Raw genomic sequence first — 17,671 nt, 5'->3', positions numbered from 1 at the left:
TCCTCCCGTGGTGCGTCAGAACTGGGGCCGGTGCTCGGCTCAGCGGTTGGTGTTCAGCTCAGGGTTGCGGGGTCGCTGCCGTTCAGTGCCGCGGTCAGCAGTTCACTCAGCTCTTCGGCGGTGACTTCACGCGGGTTGTTCGCGGGAATGGCCTGCAGCGACAGTTCGGCTGCTTGGGTGACGTCGGCGGCGGTGAAGCCGAGTTCCGACAGCGCCGTCGGTGCGCCGACGACGCCGCGAAGTCTCTGGAGCCCGTCGAGTGCAGTCGGTGCGCCGAAGGCTGCGGCCATGCGCTGCTCCGCGTCTCCGGCGGCCGGAGCATTGAAGGCCAGAACGTAGGGCAGGATCGTGGCGTGCGTCTGCGCGTGCGGCAGGTTGAAGGTTCCGCCGAGCACATGGGCAATCTTGTGATGCATCCCCGACCCCGCCGAGGCGAACGCCACCGCAGCGAGATAAGCGCCGTAGAGGGTGCGTTCGAGTCCGTCGAGGTCCGTCGAGTCTGCCCGCACCGACGGCAGCCCCTCGTTCAGCGCCCGAATCCCTTCGACGGCAAGCGCCTGGTTGATCGGGTCGACTCGAGGACCCCAGAGCGAGTCGATGCAGTGCGCCAGTGCGTTGAGCCCGGAGGCCACGGCGAGGTCGCCGGGCAGGTCACGGATGAGTTCAGCATCGTAGACGACTGTCGCCGGCAGAACCGCATCGTCGATGCCTGTCTTTTTGCGGGCGTTCTCGGTTCGGCCCCACACGTTCGTCGCTTCCGAACCAGAGAACGTGGTCGGTACGGCGATGATCGGGACCTTCGTCTCCAGCGCCACCGCTTTGCCCAGTCCTGTCGCTGAACCGCCTCCGACGGTGACGACGAGGTCGATGTCCTTGCCACGAGCTGCGACAACGGCCCGATCAGCCACCTCGGCGGGGACGTGCATGACGACCTCCCGGTGCCACAGGGCCACGGTGAAGTGCTCGTCGAAGTCAGCGACCTTCTCGGTTGCCGACTTGGAGATGATGACCATGACGTTATCTGCGCCGAGTCGGTCGATCTCAGCGGCGATTTTCTCCGCGGCTTCTCCTGCGCCGAAGATGACCCGTTGGCCCAGTGTCGTGTGTTCGAAGTTCAAAGTCATGAGCGAACTGTCTCCTTGTCGTGCGAGTCTGCGTGTGCCCGGCTGCCTCCGACGCTCGGATTCCCACCGAGGTTCGACGTCCTGCTGGTTGTTCGGCCCAGAACCGATGACAGTGCTTGTTCCAGCTCCGCTGCCGGATTGTCCGGCAGGCTCTGGATTCTCCAAGCGATATGTTTGTCGGGGCGTACGAGTATGGCACCATCCTCGGCGATGCCGCGCACTCGATCCCAATCGAAGTAGAGGTCGGTGGTGTCCCGGTCGGGTCCGATCACGATCGTGTCGATGCGAACGCCGAGGCGGTCACTGACTTTGAGTGCTGCATCTTCCCAGGCTGCCCCTGTCGTGCCGGTGAACACGGTGAAGCGTGCGTAGGCAGCGAGGTCGTGGGTCGAGTGCTTGTCGGCCGAATCCCCGATCCACACATGAGGCAGACGAACCCCGGGGTCGGTGCAGGCCTCGTAGTAGAGCTGCGGGTCCCGTGGGTTCGGGGTCGGCTCCCGGTCATCGGTGACGACGGCGGTTGAAGCGTAGCGCTGTCCGAGTTCGACGCCGTGAGCGTTGAATTCGTAGTTCTTCAGCTCCATGGCCTCTCTGACCTTTGCCCGCTTGTTCGCTCCTGCGGCCGAGTTGTCCTTCCGGGAGGCGATGGCGGCATGCATCTCGTCTTCGGATTGGCCTGGTTCGAGTCCGAGAGCTTCGAAGAGCTGTCCGAACTCGCGGCCGGACTGGTTGGCGCGGGTGACGATCTGTTTGGCCACCGGTGCTCGTTCGACGCTGTAGGTCTCAAGCAGCGAGTCCTCGGCCTGTCCGTTGACGACTGCTGCGATCTTCCACGCCAGGTTGTAGGAATCCTGGATCGAGGTGTTCGATCCCAGTCCGTTCGACGGCGGATGCTTGTGCACCGCGTCCCCGGCACAGAAGACACTTCCATTCTGCAGGTGGGTCGCATACTGTTCGTTGTTTCCCCACAGGGAGATGCCGGTGATCTCCGCGTCGAGGTCGGGCACACCGATGAGGTTGCGCACTACTTCCAGGGCATCGGCTTGGGTGACGTCCGGGGCGCCTTGGCTGATGTCGAACCCCCAGACGATGAGCCATTCGTTCCACGGTCGGATCATGCGGACGAGTCCGGCTCCGATGCCGCCGATGTTCGACCCCGGCTGGACGACCCAATAGAGGACGGAGGGGCGGTGTCCGACCAGCTCCGCCAGGTCTGCCTTGAAGGTGATGTTCATCGATCCGGCGATGTCCATCTCTCCTTCGAGTGGCAGCTCAATGTCTGCGGCCACCTTCGACCGTGCCCCGTCGGCTCCGATGACGTATTTGGCACGGATGGTGTATTCGCTTCCGGTGAGCCGGTTGAGCACACGCACATTCACGCCTTCGGCGTCTTGTTCATGGGAGAGGTACTCGGTGGAGAACTGCGTCTGCGTCCCACGCATCGTCGCATTCCTGACGAGGATGGGTTCGAGGTAGGTCTGGGGAATGTCGCAGTTGAGTGAGGGTGAGGCCAGCTCATAGTCGGCGTGCCTGGCCGGATGATTGCCCCACGTGAGGATCCTGCCGATCTCATCGCCGGCGATCGAGGTGCAGAAGACGGTGTCGCCGATCATGTCATGCGGGGTCGCGTCCGCCAGTACCTGATCTTCGATCCCGACGTCGCGGAAGATCTCCATCGTGCGCTGGTTGGTGATGTGTGCCCGCGGCGTGTTTGCCGTCCACCGATACTTCGTGATCATGATGTTGTCCACCCCGAGGGTGGAGAGGAAGAGTGCTGCCGAGGCTCCTGCCGGGCCTGAGCCGACGATGAGGACGTCGGTGTCGACGACCTGCGATTCGGGGGTGCGGGTCTCTGCGACTCCGTCGTTGAAGATGACCATGATGGTGCTCCTTGCCTGCTGCTGCGGTGAAACATGGCGTTGATCCCACAGCCTGCCATTCCGGCCCCTTCGGAGCACGAGCGTGGAGAGAACATGGCCGAAATCGTCAAAAATGTGAGTGCTCACACGTCAGTGCCCAGTCACGACTACCATGGTGGGCATGGTCAGCGGAGGCAGGGCAACGGCGAGCACAGTCGACGGTTCGCGTTCCCTGGCCGCACCAGAACAGACCTGGTTCTCCACCGACTCCGTGCCGCCGAGCCGCCGGATCGCGGAGTGGGAGACTCACCACGCCAGCATGCTCGTCGGGCTGAGAACTCGCTTGGGCACAGGCACACAGCTGCGTGCACAGACCTCAACGCTGCGACTGCCCCGGATTCGGGTCGCGAAGGTCAACGGCAGCCCGCATTCCGTGCGCAGAACGGCCGAAGACGTCGCCGCACACCCAGTATCGGGAGTCATCGTCTACATCCCCCTGCAGGGCATCAACGAATTCACCCACCGCACCGGGTCGATCACCGTCGGGCCCGGACGCGGTCTCGTCTGCGACGGCGACACGGCGTTCGCCCGCACCTTCCCTCAGGGCGTCAGTGAACTGGTCATCCAGCTCCCCCGCGAGACGCTGTCCCAGCTCACCGACACAGCCTCCTTGCGACGGCCGACACCGCTCTATCTTGATCCCGACCATCCTTCCAACCATGCGGCTCGTGAACTCACACAGCTGGCCGCTGGTGCTCTGGACCGCGGGCTGCGTCACGGGCAGAGACTCGAGACTCGCCTGCTCGATCTTCTCTCCGGGGTCATCTCACGACCGCTGACGGACACCGGGCCCATCCAGGAAGCCTTGGCCGTGATCTCCGAGTCACACTGCGATCCGAAGCTGAACGCCTCTTGCCTCGCACAGTTCATCGGCGTCTCAGAACGCCAACTCTCCCGATTGTTCTCCGCCACTGGTCGCAGTGTCCCGCAGACCATTCTCGATGCGCGCCTGACCACGGCACGCCGCACACTCGCCGACCCTGCATGGGCCACGGCGCCCATGGCCGAGATCGCCTCTACCTGCGGGTTCGGCTCGCAGGCTCAACTCTCGCGCGGCTATCGCCTTCGCTTCGGAATCGGTCCGCTACGTCACCGGAAACAGCTGCTGGAGGACGCGGGATAGCTGCACGGTCAGCGCCGGGGCTGGGCCAGCAGAACCATCGGAGCCAGCGAGTGGCGCATGATATGCGCGCGGTCCGAGTTGTGGCAGCGGGGCACCAGCGAGATCGGCAGCGGTGAGCAGTGGACGAGACGATCGGTCGTACTGCCGAGGACGATCCGCCCCAACGGCCCACGCACCGAGGACCCGTCGCACCGATCATCCTCGTCCTCCTCCGCGTCATCCAAGGCTTCTCCTCGGGCGGCGAATACGGCGGTGCCGCGACGTTCATGGCCGAATACGCCCCAGACAACCGCCGCGGATTCTTCGGCAGCTTCCTCGAATTCGGCACCCTGGTCGGCATGGCCGCCGGCTCGCTCTTCGTTCTGCTGCTGCAGCTGGGTCTCGGTGAAGAGACCATGATGGATTGGGGCTGGAGGATTCCCTTCGTCTTCGCCGGCGTCCTCGGCGTGGTTGGTCTCTACATGAGGACCAAGCTCGACGAATCCCCTGTCTATGAGGAGCTCGACGACAACGACCAGGGCAAGTCGGTCAAGGAAGTCTTCCTAATTCTCTTCACCGACTGCTGGAAGCAGCTGCTCATCCTCGGCGGCATGGTAGTCGCCGTCAACGTCGTCAACTACACGCTGCTGTCCTATATGCCCGCCTACCTGCAGGATCCGGTCGGCATGGACTCGAACTCCGCGCTGACGGTGATGTTCCTGGCCCAGGCGTTCATGATGATCCTCATTCCGTTCGGCGGAATACTCTCGGACAAGGTCGGACGCAAACCGGTCTGGTACTTCTCTCTCATCGGCCTGTTCGCTGCAGCCATTCCGATGTTTACGCTCATGGCCAACGGCTTCGTCTGGGCACTCATCGGCCTGACCGTTCTCGGCATCCTCTACATTCCGCAGATTTCGACGATCTCGGCTACGTTCCCGGCAATGTTCCCCGGACCGGTGCGCTTCGCGGGATTCGCGATCTCCTACAACGTCTCGCCCGCAATCTTCGGCGGCACCGCGCCCTCAGCCAATGAAGCGATCATCGGGGCCACAGGGAACACGGTCGTGCCCGCCTACTTTGTGATGGGTGCGTGTGTCATCGGCTTCATGGCAACCATCTTCATGAAGGAGACCAAGGGCGTGTCGCTGCGCGGCTCTGGTCTTCCCGAAGAGGGCGCCGACATTGTCTTCGAAGAGCAGGAACTCGTCGACGAGTCGAAGTGAGAATCGAGTGAACCCAACGAGCAGCACCAGTCAAAATCGTTCACTGGTGCTGCTCACCGTCGGCAGGACGGTCTCTGCAATTGCCAACACGGCAGACAACGACGCACTTCCATGGGTCCGCAGATGCGCAAGGTAGACCACCGACGCTTCGTCCACAACGTCGAGTGGAACTGTCACAGTGCCGGGCTCACGCATGGTTTCCGCGACTGAGTCAAAGGTGATGGTGATTCCCATGCCCGCAGCTATCAGGGCAGAGATCGTCTGAGCGTCGGGAAGCTCTAGAATCACCCGAGGTGAAAAGCCTGCGTTGTGGCACAGTCGGATTGTCGTCTCTCGAAGCGTCGAGTTCGGGTTCGCTGGGAGAGAGAGCAGGTCTTCATCTGCCAGTTCATCGACGCGAATGAGTTTCCTCCGGGCGAGACGGTGCGAGTCAGGCAGGGTGACGACGGGGCGTTCGATCAACACGGGCCGCCCGGTGATGGTCGGCGGCTGCCGGGTCCACCTCACAAGAGCAAGATCGAGGCTCCCATCAGCCAGCCGGGTCAGTCCTTCGTCGGCGAAGACATTGGATTCAATGGCGAAAGTGATGCCGGGATGGTCTTCGTATGCCGCCGCCACCAATGAGGCGGCCATGCCACGCGAGGAAGCGCGTGCAAATCCGAAGCCCAATTGTCCGACTTCTCCAGTCGCCGCGCGTTTCACCGAATCGACCGCCACGCGCTGCAGACTGATCATCTGTCGAGCTGGTTCGAAAAGTGCCAACCCTGCCGGCGCCAGGCGCACGTGTCGAGTCGTCCGCTGGAACAGGGTAGCGCCGAGCTCTTCCTCAAGTTGCCGAATCGTCCGACTCAGCAACGACTGCCCCATCCCCAGACGTTCCGCAGCCCGGCCGAAATGCAGCTCTTCTGCGAGCGCCATGAACACACGCGCCTGTTGAACTTCCACTCTTCACCTTCCACGCCGTTCGTACTCGCCGCCTTGGACGAAAGGACTTCCCCGCAATGACGTCTGTTACTGCGTGAAACGCAGGTCGGCGATGTTGCAGTCGGCCCAGTACGCGATCAGTCAGTCGCAGATCCGCGCCTGGCCGACTGGTGGTCTCAAATTCTAGACCCTGTTGAGCCTCGCCTCTTACAGATCAGCCGAGGCCTTCCACTCGCCCCACTTCTTGGGAATGTCGTCCTTCTTCGGTTTGGTCTCCATGAACTTCTTCCATTCCGCGCGAAGCTTCTCGCCACGCTCGATCAGCGCGTCATTGCGCTTCTGCGCTTCGTCCGTCCACTGACCGTTCTCCTTGAGCCACGCGATAGTGCCCGGGTGGTAGGGAATGACTCGAGGTGTGGTCTCAACCTCATCGGGCTTCCACCTCGGTGTGTTCAGCGTTGACGCTTCGTACTTCGGAAATGTCGATGCCATCGAGCTCACCAGCTTTTGCACCTCGTCATCCGACGCATCCGCATACGTGGAAATCGGCAAGGTGTAGACGAATCCATGTGTGCTGGCGCCCTTCTCCTGACCTGGTGCATCTTCGAACGGCAGGATGTTGAGCTGCGGTGCCAACTTGTGCACCCGTTCGATTCCCTTTTTGTCTTTGGGGTCGAGTTCAATCCAACTGACGTCGAACTTCGACTCGAGCTCGAAGAGCGAAGAACCATAGACCTGCTGATAGAGAGCATCGATCTGGCCGGACTCAAGCGCTGCCGGCTGCTCCGAATAGGCGACGTCGACCAGCTCCACATCGTTCAGCGTCAGCCCCGCATATGCGAGGTAGGCTTCGATCTTTCCGTTCACTGAGGGGTTTGCGGTCACGTTGGGGATCTTCTTGCCCTTGAGATCGGCGGGGGTCTTGATCCCGTCAGACTTGCGGGTGAGCAGCGAGTGCGGCGACAGCGGAGCCCAGACGACCCGCAGGTCCTGTGGCCCCCAGTTCTCGCTGGCGAACTCGTTCTGGCCCTCGAACCCGAAGATGTACTCATCACCGAGCCTGCCCATCTGGGCGATCCCGGCCTTCATCGGCGCCAGTCGGCCGATCGCCGTGTCGGAGGTGATGATGCGCAGTCGCGCGTCGGTATCCGTCGACACCGCATCCGTGACTGCGGCTAAGTCCGCATAGGTCGACGTTCCGGTGCCGTAGGTGGCGAATACCAACGGGTCGCGGATCCCGTTCACCTTCTTCGTCGGCGGGGTGCAGGCGCTCAGCGCCAGCGTAAGAGCTAAGAGAATTGCGAGTAATGCGCGAAACTTCATTGTTCGGCCTTCCACATCGGCATGGATCACGGTGTCGTTCTCAGTGGCACGAGCGAAGTCTCAGTAATTCAGACACGGACGTTCCGCTGACAGATATTGCAGAATATATAAACCTAGATTATTGTCATTCAAGTAATATATGCAACACACCACACTATTCGTTCGGGCACGTCTGCAACTTTCAAGGAAGAAGTGCAGACGTTCACGCCGACGGATCAGACTCAGCACCACGACACCGCCAGTGCCCAGGCCGCGAATCAGTTGAGGAACGACAATGAACGTCCGAATCACCCCTTTCTGGAAAGCCATCGTCATCACGCTCACCGTGATCGGCGTGCTCGTTGCGATGAACCAGGCGTTCTTCTGGAATCCGGGCGGGATCTCGTTGCTGAAGAACGCGTACATGTACGCCGTCCTCGCCGCGTTTCTTCCCGTCGTCTTCATCGTCTTCCCTGCGAAGAAGTCGCAGAATGACAGACCGGTCCCCTTCTACGACATCGCGTTGGCCGTCATCACCTTGGCCACTTGCGCCTACTTCTGCGTCAACGCAGAGAATATCGTGACCCTGGGATGGGACTACGCACCAGTGCCCACTGCCTCAGTGCTGTCATTCGTGTTCTGGATCGTTGTGCTCGAAGCGCTGCGCCGCACTGCGGGCCTCGTCGTCACGATCATCGCCCTGGTCTTCTCCCTGTACCCCATATTCACGGCCTACATTCCGATCCCGTTCCTGCAGGGAATCCCCTTTGACATCAAGACTGCTGCACAGATCCACGCCATGGGAGTGGATTCCATCTTAGGACTGCCTCTCCAGACCGGTGCGACTATTCTCGTCGGCTTCCTGCTCTTCGGCGTCGCGCTTCAGCACTCCGGCGGGGCCACGTTCTTCTACGATCTGGCGATGGGCCTGTTCGGCCGCTTCCGAGGCGGCTCTGCCAAAGTCTCAGTCATCTCTTCGGCATTCATGGGGATGATGAGTGGGTCCGCCGTCTCCAACGTGCTCACCACTGGTCCGATGACTATCCCGGCGATGAAGAAGGCGGGCTTCACCGGACGCTACGCGGCTGGCATCGAAGCGACGGCTGCCACCGGCGGTACGATCATGCCGCCGATCATGGGCACCGCCGCGTTCCTCATGGTGTCCTTCGTCGGCGTCCCCTACGGACAGATTGCACTCGCCGCTGCCATCCCGGCTCTTCTGTACTACATCGGAATCTTCGTTCAGGCTGACGCCTATTCTGCCAAAGCGGGCCTGAAAGGTGTTGCGAAGAGTCTTCTTCCCGATGTCGGCAAAGTCGTCGTGCTCGGTTGGGCATATCTGGCTGCCCTTGTCGGCCTCGTCCTCCTCCTGGTGATCCAAAAGAATGAGAGCCAGGCTCCTTATTGGATCGTTGGGTTCCTTCTCGTCGTGGCGGTCTTCTCCAAGAAGTACCGCATGGGCATCAAGGGATTCGGAGAATTCCTCTTCAGCTCGGGTAAGACAATTGCCGAAATTCTCGGCATCATCGCCGGCGTCGGTCTGATCGTCGGCGGTCTGTCGATGACCGGAGTGAGCTTGTCGCTGGCTCGCGAACTCGTCAACGCATTCTCCGGCAACCTCTTCCTTGTCCTCATCGCCGCAGCCATCACGTCGTTTGTTCTCGGCATGGGCATGACGGTCTCTGCGGTATACGTCTTCCTCGCCATTGTCATGGCCCCGGCGCTCGTGGAGCTGGGCGTCAATCCCATCGCGGGCCACCTCTTCGTCATCTACTGGGCAACGGTTTCCTACATCACTCCCCCAGTTGCCCTCGCGTCCTTTGCCGCGGCGAACATCGCGAGAACTCCACCGATGCAGACTTCCCTGGTCGCGATGCGCTTGGGCGCCGTGAAATATGTGGTCCCGTTCGCCTTCGCCCTCAATCCTGCCCTCGTCGCGCAGGCACCTTTGCCCGAAGTCTTCATCACCTTCGTCTTCGCCATCGTCGGGGTCTTCTTCCTCGGATGTGCCTTCGAAGGCTGGCTGGTCATCGTCGGACGGAGGCCCAACTGGGTGATGCGGGCCCTCCTCATCGTGGCTGGATTGCTGACCTTTGCGCCGCAGTTCGCATTCTCGGTCATCGGAGTTGCCATCGGAGCCATCTGCTTCCTCGTCACCCGCTTCTGGAACCTCGGGGGTGAGCATACTCCGCTCGGAATCGACAAAGACGCTCCTTCAGAAGAATCCGTGCTTGCTGAGAAATAGTCCTATCCTCGGCTAGTCTCAGGCTATGGTCACGGTGATCCCGCAGCAGCCTGATTTCAATGGTTCCACCGCCGAGGAGGCAGTGTGGAATGCCCTGTGCGAGCAGCTTCCCGACGAGACGACGATGGTTCACGGCCAGCGCCTGACCGGAGATGATAAGGACGTCGAGATCGACATCCTCGTGCTCTGGCCAGGCTTCGGCATCGCTGTCGTCGAGGTCAAGGGCGGTCGGGTCGGAGTCGAGGACGGTCGTTGGATCACGCAGGATACTCAAGGTCATCGCAATCGGCTCAAGGTCTCCCCCCTTGAGCAGGCGATGGTCGCCAAGCACACCCTCGTCGGCTATCTGCGGACTCGAGTCTCGGCAATGCCGGGCCCCATCAGTCACCTCGCCGTCCTCCCATACACTCAGCTGCCGCCGGACTGGGACCAACCGGATGCACCGAGGCGGCAGCTCGTCGACTCCACCCAGCTCAACTCGATCGCAGCGGCGATCTCCACTCAGCTGCGCTTCGACTTCGACCCTGCGCGTGACAATCTCGATACGCCACACGAATTCGTCCTCAAGAACCTGCGCCGGACGAATCAGGCGGTCGAGAACGTCAGCCTCAGAGCTTCCGAAATCTCCGACCGCGCCGATGCGCTGAGCCGGGAACAGGCAAAGCTCATCAGCATTCTGCGCCATCAGAATCGTGCGGAGATCAGCGGCGGTGCGGGTTCGGGGAAGACTTACCTGGCGCTGCACAAGGCCAGGGCGCTGACTCAGGCAGGCAAGAAGGTCGCGCTCATGTGCTACTCGCGTGGCCTGGGCCGGTTCCTCCAACTCTTCACCACTCAATGGCCGGAGGAGGATCGTCCCGCATATGTGGGCCTGTTCCACGACCTGCCGATCTCCTGGGGAGCGGCTCACGGCAGCGATGACGACTCCGACTACTGGGAGCACAATCTTCCTCTGCAGCTCAAGGTCCTTGCCGATGAGCGGCCGCGCACGAGCCTCTTCGACGCGATCGTCATCGACGAGGGTCAGGATTTCAGCCTGCTGTGGTGGGAGGCGGTCCAGTCCTGTCTGCGCAATCAGGTCGAGGGTATTCTCTATGTCTTCACCGACGAGAGACAGCGGATCTTCGGCCGTGAGGGAGCATCACCGATCACGATGAATCCCATCCAACTCGATGAGAATCTGCGCAACTCCGAACAGATCGTCGCCGGCTTCGCTGACCTCGCGTTCGAACCGCCCATTTCCCGCAACGGGCCCGGTGAGGAGATCGAGTGGAGCGAGGTCGACATCGACGACGCCCTCGCCGAGGCGGATTCACAGGTGGAATCCCTCATGGACGCCGGCTGGAACCCCGGCGACATCGCACTGCTGACGACCGGAAGCCGACACCCGGTCCAACGAGAGATCGTCGAGACCGAGGGGACGTCGGCCTACTGGGACCAGTTCTTCGCCACCGAGGACGTCTTCTACGGACACGTCCTCGGCTTCAAGGGCCTCGAACGCCCCGTCGTGGTGCTGTGTATCAACGGGTTCCGCGACCCTGACCGCGCATTGGACATGCTCTACGTCGGAATGTCGCGGGCGACGACGAAACTCGTCATCGTCGGTGAAATGGGTGTCTTCGACCAGGTCTACGGTGCGTGAGAACAACTGACCATCAGCACAGTGCGATTCACCCGGCCAGCGTCGCAGGATCCGGCAGATTGCGCTTGATCAGCTTCCCGGTCGGAGTTCGCGGCAGTTCAGGGACGAAGTAGATCTCGCGGGGAATCTTGAACCGAGCCAAGCGATCGCTGAGCCAGCTGCGAATCTCTTCGGCCTGCCCCGCCTCGGCGACGCCATCGGCCAACTGCACGAACGCGACCGGAACCTGCCCCAGCTCATCATCGGTCTTGCCCACCACGGCGACATCGGCGATCGAAGGCCGCAGCGCCAACGCATTCTCGATCTCCTGCGGGTAGATGTTGACTCCCCCGACGATGATGAGGCCCGTGGTGCGTTCGACGATGTAGAGGAACCTGTCCTCGTCGAGGTAGCCCATGTCCCCTGTCGTCGCCCACGTGTCGGGATGATTCGGGTGCCTGGAGGCCGCGGTCTTCGACGGGTCCTTGTAGTACTCGAACAGTGCCGACGTAGCCTCGAAGTAGATGACTCCGACCTCACCGGCAGGCAGCTCCTCTCCATCTGGTCCGCAGATGTGGACGACGCCCTTGACCCCGTCACGGCCGACCGAGCCCGGCCTCTCCAGCGCCTGCTGACTGTTGATGATGGTCAATCCATTGCTCTCTGTCGCGGCATAGTACTCATAGACCACCGGACCCCACCACTCGATCATGGCCCGCTTCACCTCGGGCGGGCACGGTGCGGCGGCGTGGATGGCGACTTTGAGACTGGAGACGTCGAAGGAGCATCGAATTTCCTCGGGCAGCTTGAGCATCCGGATGAACATCGTGGGCACCCACTGCGAGTGCGTGACACGGTGCTTCTCGATCAGGCCCAGTGCCTCCTCAGCGTCGAACCGGGGCATGACGACGACGGTCCCGCCCTGTGAGTGAGTCGTCATCACGAACCGCAGCGGTGCCGCATGGTAGAGAGGCGCAGGCGAGAGGTAGATCGTCTCATCGTCGAACCCGTAGAGGGCGCGGAACAGGCTGATGAGCGCAACGTCCTCGTCCTCGATGAGCAGTTCGGTGGCTCCGGGCAGGATGCCCTTCGGTCGTCCGGTCGTGCCCGAGGAGTAGAGCATGTCGTCGCCGCGAGGTTCGACTTCGGGTCTGATTGCCGAGGCGGCCGCAAGCACCGCCTCATACTCATCCCAGCCGGCGAAGACCTCCCCCGCCTCACCGTCGGGAACAGCATCGATGCGGATCCTGTTCTCGACCTGCTGGCACCCGGCGGCGACCTCGCTCGATTTCTCCAACCGGGTCGACAGGAGGAGAGCTCGAGCATCGCAGTCATCGACGATGTAGGCCGATTCCGCTGCAGTCAGGTGAGAATTGACGACTGTGATGATCACCCCGGTGCGCAGTGCTGCCCACAGGGCCTCGACGATCTCGAACCGGTTCTCTGCCATGACCGCGATGTGATCGCCCTTCTCAAAGCCTATCGAGCGCAGGTGGTTGGCCAGCCGCAGGGACCGGTCCTCGAGCTCGCCGAAGGTGAGCACCGCCTCGGTATCAGCCATGATGAGGGCGGGCTTGTCGGGGTTCTTCACGGCCCATTTTCCTGGATACATGTCACTTCCTTGTCATCGTCGACATCGGTGGTCATCGGGTCGGTTCAGGTCAGTCCTCGACAGGTGCATCGGTCAGGAGAGATCGTGCGATCTGCTGCCAGGTTGCGATCATCGGTTCGGTCTGGGGGTCGAGATGGGAGAACGTGTAGGTCACGGCCATCCCCCGCATGCTCGAGAAGAGCACGGAGAACAGGTGGTCGTACCCTGGCTGTGCTGCGACGACCGGGCCGAACAGCTCGCGGGCGTTCTCCCTCACTCTCTCGAACACGTTCTTCTCGTGAGCTCTGACCTTGTCGGCGAGCGCATCGTCGGTCCGCGACGCGATCCACAGCTCGAGTGCAGTGAAGAAACTCGAGTGCATCAGTCCCGCCCACAGGGTCGTCACGGCCCAGTCGGAGCGCGCCTCCACCTCGCCGACGGGCGGACGCCCCCTGACCAGGGACCGGCTGAAGCCGTCGGTGCGGTCTTCGAGATTCCGGTTCAGACGCTGTTTCCCGAGGCGCGCGACCGCAGCCGTGAGCAGCTCCCGCTTCGACGGAAAATGGTGCAGAAGCCTGCCCCGGGTCACGCCGGCCTTGGCCTGGATCTTCATCGTGGTCGTCGCCGAATATCCTTCGGCGAGAAGGCATTCGATCGTCGCATCGAGGATGAGTTCCTTCGATCGCGCGGTCCGATCCGCCTGACCCACGCGGTCGGGCTGGCGGCTTCCGACGCCAGCTGCTTCGGGCTGACTCACAGTCACTTCGGGGCCATCCGGATCGCACCGTCGAGCCTGATGACCTCCCCATTGAGCATCGGGTTGGACACGATGTGCTCAGCCAGTGACGCGTACTCATCGGGGTCGCCGAGGCGGGAGGGATGGGGCACCTGCTCTTCACTGGTGACGTCGGCCGCGAAGAAACGGGCGTTCTCTCCGAGCTCGGCGGCCGCATCGTCCCCGCGAGAGTTCGGCAGGTCGACGATGAGCACTTTGCCCCCGGCCGCCAGCAGTCGCTTCGCCGTGGCCAGGCCGAGCCCCGAGGCTTCGCCGGTGATGAGCGCAACCTGGTCGCGAATCTCCATCTGATGACTCCTCTGCATGCGACTCTGCATTCGCCGAGACCAACACCTGGCGAACTTACGGTCCGTCTTGACTGTTTCTCATCTTCGTGAAAATCTTAACGCACGATCAGTTATCTGGGTCACATTTATCACAGCAGATCTTTTCGTCACTCGGTGCAGAAGCCGGCACAGGAACCGGCACGGCACGATCACCGTCACAGAGGAGCACAGATGAACGACGCAGTCATCGTCGCCGCACGACGCACCCCGACCGGCAAGCGCAAGGGCATGCTCTCGGGCATCCACCCGGCCGACCTGGGTGCCACCGCTGTGGCCGACGTCGTTGCCCAGACCGGAATCGATCCGGCAGCCATCGATGACGTCATCTTCGGATGCGTGTCCCAGTCCGGCGAACAGACCGGTGACATCGCACGCACCGTCGCCCTCTCCGCCGGACTCCCCGAGTCAGTTCCCGGCGTCACCGTCGACCGGCAATGCGGCTCCTCGCAGCAGGCCGTGCACTTCGCTGCCGCCGGGCTCATCGCCGGTCAGTACGATGTCGTCGTCGCAGGCGGCGTCGAGTCCATGTCCCGCGTACCCATGGGCTCATCTGCCGCCGGCGCGTCCCCGTACGGGGAGAAGTTCAACGCCCGCTATGACAACGTCAAGCCGAACCAGGGCATCGGCGCTGAGATGATCGCCGAACAGTGGAAACTGGGCCGAACCCAGCTCGACGAACTCGCCGTGCGCTCCCATGAACTCGCAGCCGCAGCCACCGATGCAGGTCGCTTCGACTCACAGATCATCCCCGTCCCGACGCAGGCCGGAGAGGTCAGAACCGATGAGGGCATCCGCCGCGGTTCAAGTGTGGACACGCTGGCCGGTCTCGACACCGTGTTCAAACAGGACGGCGTCGTCACTGCAGGCAACGCCTCCCAGATCTCCGACGGTTCGGCGGCCCTGCTGCTGATGACCTCGGCCAAGGCCAAGGAACTGGGCCTGGCTCCGATTGCGAAGGTGCACACAGCAGTCCTCGCCGGCGCCGATCCCGTCATCATGCTCACCGGCCCCATCCCCGCGACCGCGAAGGCGCTGAAGAGATCCGGGCTCTCCATCGACGACATCGGAGTCTTCGAGATCAACGAAGCCTTCGCTTCGGTGCCCCTGGCTTGGCTGGAGGAGACCGGTGCCGACATCAACCGCCTCAACCCGAACGGCGGGGCCATCGCGCTGGGCCACCCCCTCGGCGGCTCGGGTGCGAGGCTGATGACGACGATGATCCACCACATGCGGCAGCAGGGGATCCGCTACGGTCTGCAATCGATGTGCGAGGGTGGCGGACAGGCCAACGCCACCATCCTCGAACTGCTCTGAAGCTGCTTGAACCCGATCGACGAAGAGGACACCACCTGTGAAGAGAAACCTGTACAACGAGGACCACGAAGCCTTCCGCGGCACCGTCGCCACCTTCCTCGACCGTGAGGTCATACCCCATGTCGAGGCCTGGGAGGAAGACCATCTCGTCGACAGATCGATGTGGAAGAAGGCCGCCGAGGCAGGCGTCATCGGCCTGACCATCCCCGAGGAATTCGGTGGGGCCGGGGTCGATGACTTCCGGTTCGAGATGGTCCGGGCCGAAGAGATCGCCCGCCGAGGTGTCGGCGGGACCACGAGCGGATGGGGCGTGTCCGACGGCATCGTTCCCGGCTATCTTCTGGCCTTCGGCACTCAGGCTCAGAAGGAGAAGTACCTGCCGGGCCTGGCCTCAGGCGATTCGATCGGTGCGATCGCCATGACCGAACCGAATGCCGGCTCAGACCTCCAGGGCATCACGACCAAGGCCGTACGCGACGGCGACGACTGGGTGATCAACGGTGCGAAGACCTTCATCACCAACGGCTATCACTGCGACTTCGTCATCGTCGTCGCACGCACAAACCCCGATGCCAAACCGTCCCAGGGCACGTCCCTGTTCATCGTCGATGACGGCACACCGGGCTTCGAACGAGGACGCAAGCTGAAGAAGCTGGGCATGGATGCCCAGGACACCTCGGAGCTGTCGTTCTCCGATGTGCGTGTGCCCGCTGATGCCCTCCTCGGCGAGCTCGACCAAGGCTTCATCCACCTCATGGTCAACTTGCCGACCGAACGCATGCTCATCGGATCCGGGACTTTGGCGGGCGCCCGAGCAGCACTTGCATGGACGGGCGAGTACGTCTTCACCAGGCCGGCCTTCGGGCAGACGATCGGTGACTTCCAGAACACCCGCTTCGAGCTCGCCGAGCTCGAGACCCGCGTCGATGCCCTCGAGGCATTCGTCGACCGCTGCGCCCTGGCGCTCAACGCCGGAGAACTGTCCCCCGTCGATGCGGCCAAGGCGAAGTACCTCGGGTCTGATCTCGAGATCGAGGTCATCAACCGGTGTCTGCAGCTATTCGGCGGCTATGGCTACATGCTCGAATACCCGATCACCCGGGCGTTCAAGGACAGCCGCGTCCAGGCCATCTTCGGCGGATCGAACGAGGTGATGAAGGAACTCGTCGGCCGCGATATCGCCAAGCGCTACCGCAGGAAGTAGTTACTCGCCGTTGACTTCGAGGAGGACCTTTCCCCTGACGTTGCGTGAGTCGAGTTCGCCGATCGCGGTCGCAGCGTCGCTGAGCGGGTAGGTGCCGTGGATCGCGGGATTGAGCTTGCCAGCAGCCACATAGTCAGCGATCGCGTCCCACTGTTCGGCGATGTAGCCGGGCCGCTCGCGGGTCGCGGCACCCCAGGCCACGCCGTCGACGGAGATGTTCTTCAGCAGCAGACGGTTGACCTTGACCGAGGGGATCTCACCGGCGGTGAATCCGAGGACGAGAAGTCGACCGTAGGGCGCGAGGACTCGGGTCGAGTCCGTGAAGCGGTCCCCGCCGACCGGGTCGAAGACATAGTCGACCCCGTTCGGGTAGATCTCCTTGGTCGCGTCCTTGAAGCCCTCTGCCATGACCACATGTGTGGCGCCGAGCTCGCGCACGGTCTGGGCCTTGGCCTCGGTTGAGACCACGCCGATGACTTCGAGGCCGATGGCCAGCGCCATCTGCACCGCCGCCGATCCGAGTCCCCCGGCTGCGCCATGGACGAGGATGGCCTGTCCGGCCTTCGCCTGCGCCCTCAGGCGCAGCGCGAAGTCCGCGGTGAGCACGTTCATCGGCATTCCAGCAGCGTGGGCCAAACTGATTCCGTCAGGCACGGGCACTGTCTGCTCGTCGGAGGCGACCACGAACTCGGCGAACGAGCCTTTGCCGGGAATCGCAGCCACACGGTCACCTGCCGAGAACCGGGACCCAGGGCCCGCTTCGGCGACGATGCCGGCTGCCTCCGACCCGAGGACGAAGGGCAGGTCATGCTTGACCTGGTACATGCCCCTGGTCTGGAGCAGTTCGGGGAACGTCACGCCGGCATAGGCGACCTCGATGAGGACCTCGCCCTGTCCCGGAGCAGGCCGGTCGACTTCCGCAAGCTCTACATCGTCTGGTCCGGTCAGGGTGGCAACGCGAATGGCTCTCATGATTT

Annotated in this window: 14 protein-coding genes; 6 read left to right on the top strand and 8 right to left on the bottom strand. The window is 62.6% G+C overall.

Going from position 1 to position 17,671, the window contains the following annotated elements; translation table 11 throughout:
- Window positions 1–53 precede the first annotated feature (53 nt).
- Window positions 54–1,124 (bottom strand): maleylacetate reductase, encoded by a 1,071-nt coding sequence (locus FO013_RS03000; RefSeq protein WP_143921101.1) that lies wholly within the window; start codon window positions 1,122–1,124, stop codon window positions 54–56.
- On the bottom strand, window positions 1,121–3,004 hold the full coding sequence (locus tag FO013_RS02995; RefSeq protein ID WP_143921100.1) for an FAD-dependent oxidoreductase: 1,884 nt from the start codon (window positions 3,002–3,004) through the stop codon (window positions 1,121–1,123). Before FO013_RS02995 ends, FO013_RS03000 begins: the two co-directional genes overlap by 4 nt.
- Before the next feature lie 160 nt (window positions 3,005–3,164).
- Here FO013_RS02995 and FO013_RS02990 point away from each other — a divergent pair, with 160 nt between their 5' ends.
- Together FO013_RS02990 and FO013_RS02985 are read left to right on the top strand one after the other, a co-directional pair.
- Window positions 3,165–4,166, top strand: a complete 1,002-nt coding sequence (locus tag FO013_RS02990; protein ID WP_186292971.1) for a helix-turn-helix transcriptional regulator — start codon at window positions 3,165–3,167, stop codon at window positions 4,164–4,166.
- 119 nt (window positions 4,167–4,285) lie between these two features.
- Window positions 4,286–5,371 carry an MFS transporter gene (locus FO013_RS02985; protein WP_143921098.1) on the top strand — a complete coding sequence of 362 codons (1,086 nt, stop codon included), beginning with the start codon at window positions 4,286–4,288 and terminating at the stop codon, window positions 5,369–5,371.
- A 30-nt stretch (window positions 5,372–5,401) separates the two neighbouring features.
- Here FO013_RS02985 and FO013_RS02980 read toward each other — a convergent pair whose 3' ends face one another.
- Both FO013_RS02980 and FO013_RS02975 read right to left on the bottom strand, forming a co-directional pair.
- A complete protein-coding gene (locus FO013_RS02980; RefSeq protein WP_260847954.1) occupies window positions 5,402–6,316 on the bottom strand; it encodes a LysR family transcriptional regulator in 915 nt (304 codons plus the stop codon).
- A 186-nt stretch (window positions 6,317–6,502) separates the two neighbouring features.
- Window positions 6,503–7,618 carry a TAXI family TRAP transporter solute-binding subunit gene (locus tag FO013_RS02975; protein ID WP_143921097.1) on the bottom strand — a complete coding sequence of 372 codons (1,116 nt, stop codon included), beginning with the start codon at window positions 7,616–7,618 and terminating at the stop codon, window positions 6,503–6,505.
- A 274-nt stretch (window positions 7,619–7,892) separates the two neighbouring features.
- Between FO013_RS02975 and FO013_RS02970 the strand changes: the two genes are divergently transcribed.
- Both FO013_RS02970 and FO013_RS02965 read left to right on the top strand, forming a co-directional pair.
- A complete protein-coding gene (locus FO013_RS02970) occupies window positions 7,893–9,842 on the top strand; it encodes a TRAP transporter permease (RefSeq protein WP_143921096.1) in 1,950 nt (649 codons plus the stop codon).
- Between the two features lie 25 nt (window positions 9,843–9,867).
- Window positions 9,868–11,484: a nuclease-related domain-containing DEAD/DEAH box helicase gene (locus tag FO013_RS02965; protein WP_143921095.1), complete on the top strand. Its 1,617-nt coding sequence runs from the start codon at window positions 9,868–9,870 to the stop codon at window positions 11,482–11,484.
- Window positions 11,485–11,512: 28 nt separating this feature from the next.
- On the opposite strand, the gene FO013_RS02960 is transcribed toward FO013_RS02965, so the two are convergent.
- From FO013_RS02960 to FO013_RS02950, 3 genes are read right to left on the bottom strand one after another with little or no spacing between them, the layout of a single operon-like run.
- A complete protein-coding gene (locus tag FO013_RS02960; protein ID WP_143921094.1) occupies window positions 11,513–13,075 on the bottom strand; it encodes an AMP-binding protein in 1,563 nt (520 codons plus the stop codon).
- A gap of 49 nt (window positions 13,076–13,124) precedes the next feature.
- Entirely contained in the window at window positions 13,125–13,811 is a 687-nt protein-coding gene (locus FO013_RS02955) for a TetR/AcrR family transcriptional regulator (protein ID WP_222103566.1), read from the bottom strand.
- Between the two features lie 2 nt (window positions 13,812–13,813).
- Window positions 13,814–14,137: an SDR family NAD(P)-dependent oxidoreductase gene (locus FO013_RS02950; RefSeq protein ID WP_143921092.1), complete on the bottom strand. Its 324-nt coding sequence runs from the start codon at window positions 14,135–14,137 to the stop codon at window positions 13,814–13,816.
- A gap of 210 nt (window positions 14,138–14,347) precedes the next feature.
- On the opposite strand from FO013_RS02950, the gene FO013_RS02945 reads away from it, so the two are divergent.
- Window positions 14,348–15,490 (top strand): thiolase family protein, encoded by a 1,143-nt coding sequence (locus FO013_RS02945; RefSeq protein ID WP_143921091.1) that lies wholly within the window; start codon window positions 14,348–14,350, stop codon window positions 15,488–15,490.
- Between the two features lie 37 nt (window positions 15,491–15,527).
- Window positions 15,528–16,694: an acyl-CoA dehydrogenase family protein gene (locus FO013_RS02940; RefSeq protein ID WP_143921090.1), complete on the top strand. Its 1,167-nt coding sequence runs from the start codon at window positions 15,528–15,530 to the stop codon at window positions 16,692–16,694.
- On the opposite strand, the gene FO013_RS02935 is transcribed toward FO013_RS02940, so the two are convergent.
- Window positions 16,695–17,666 carry an NADPH:quinone oxidoreductase family protein gene (locus tag FO013_RS02935; RefSeq protein WP_143921089.1) on the bottom strand — a complete coding sequence of 324 codons (972 nt, stop codon included), beginning with the start codon at window positions 17,664–17,666 and terminating at the stop codon, window positions 16,695–16,697. It lies immediately after the preceding gene.
- Between the last annotated feature and the right edge of the window lie 5 nt (window positions 17,667–17,671).

The sequence above is a fragment of the Brevibacterium aurantiacum genome (assembly GCF_007558825.1).
Classification (GTDB): domain Bacteria; phylum Actinomycetota; class Actinomycetes; order Actinomycetales; family Brevibacteriaceae; genus Brevibacterium; species Brevibacterium aurantiacum_A.
Note: the sequence above shows the minus strand (reverse complement) of the source record. Positions and strands in the feature narration are given on the sequence as shown.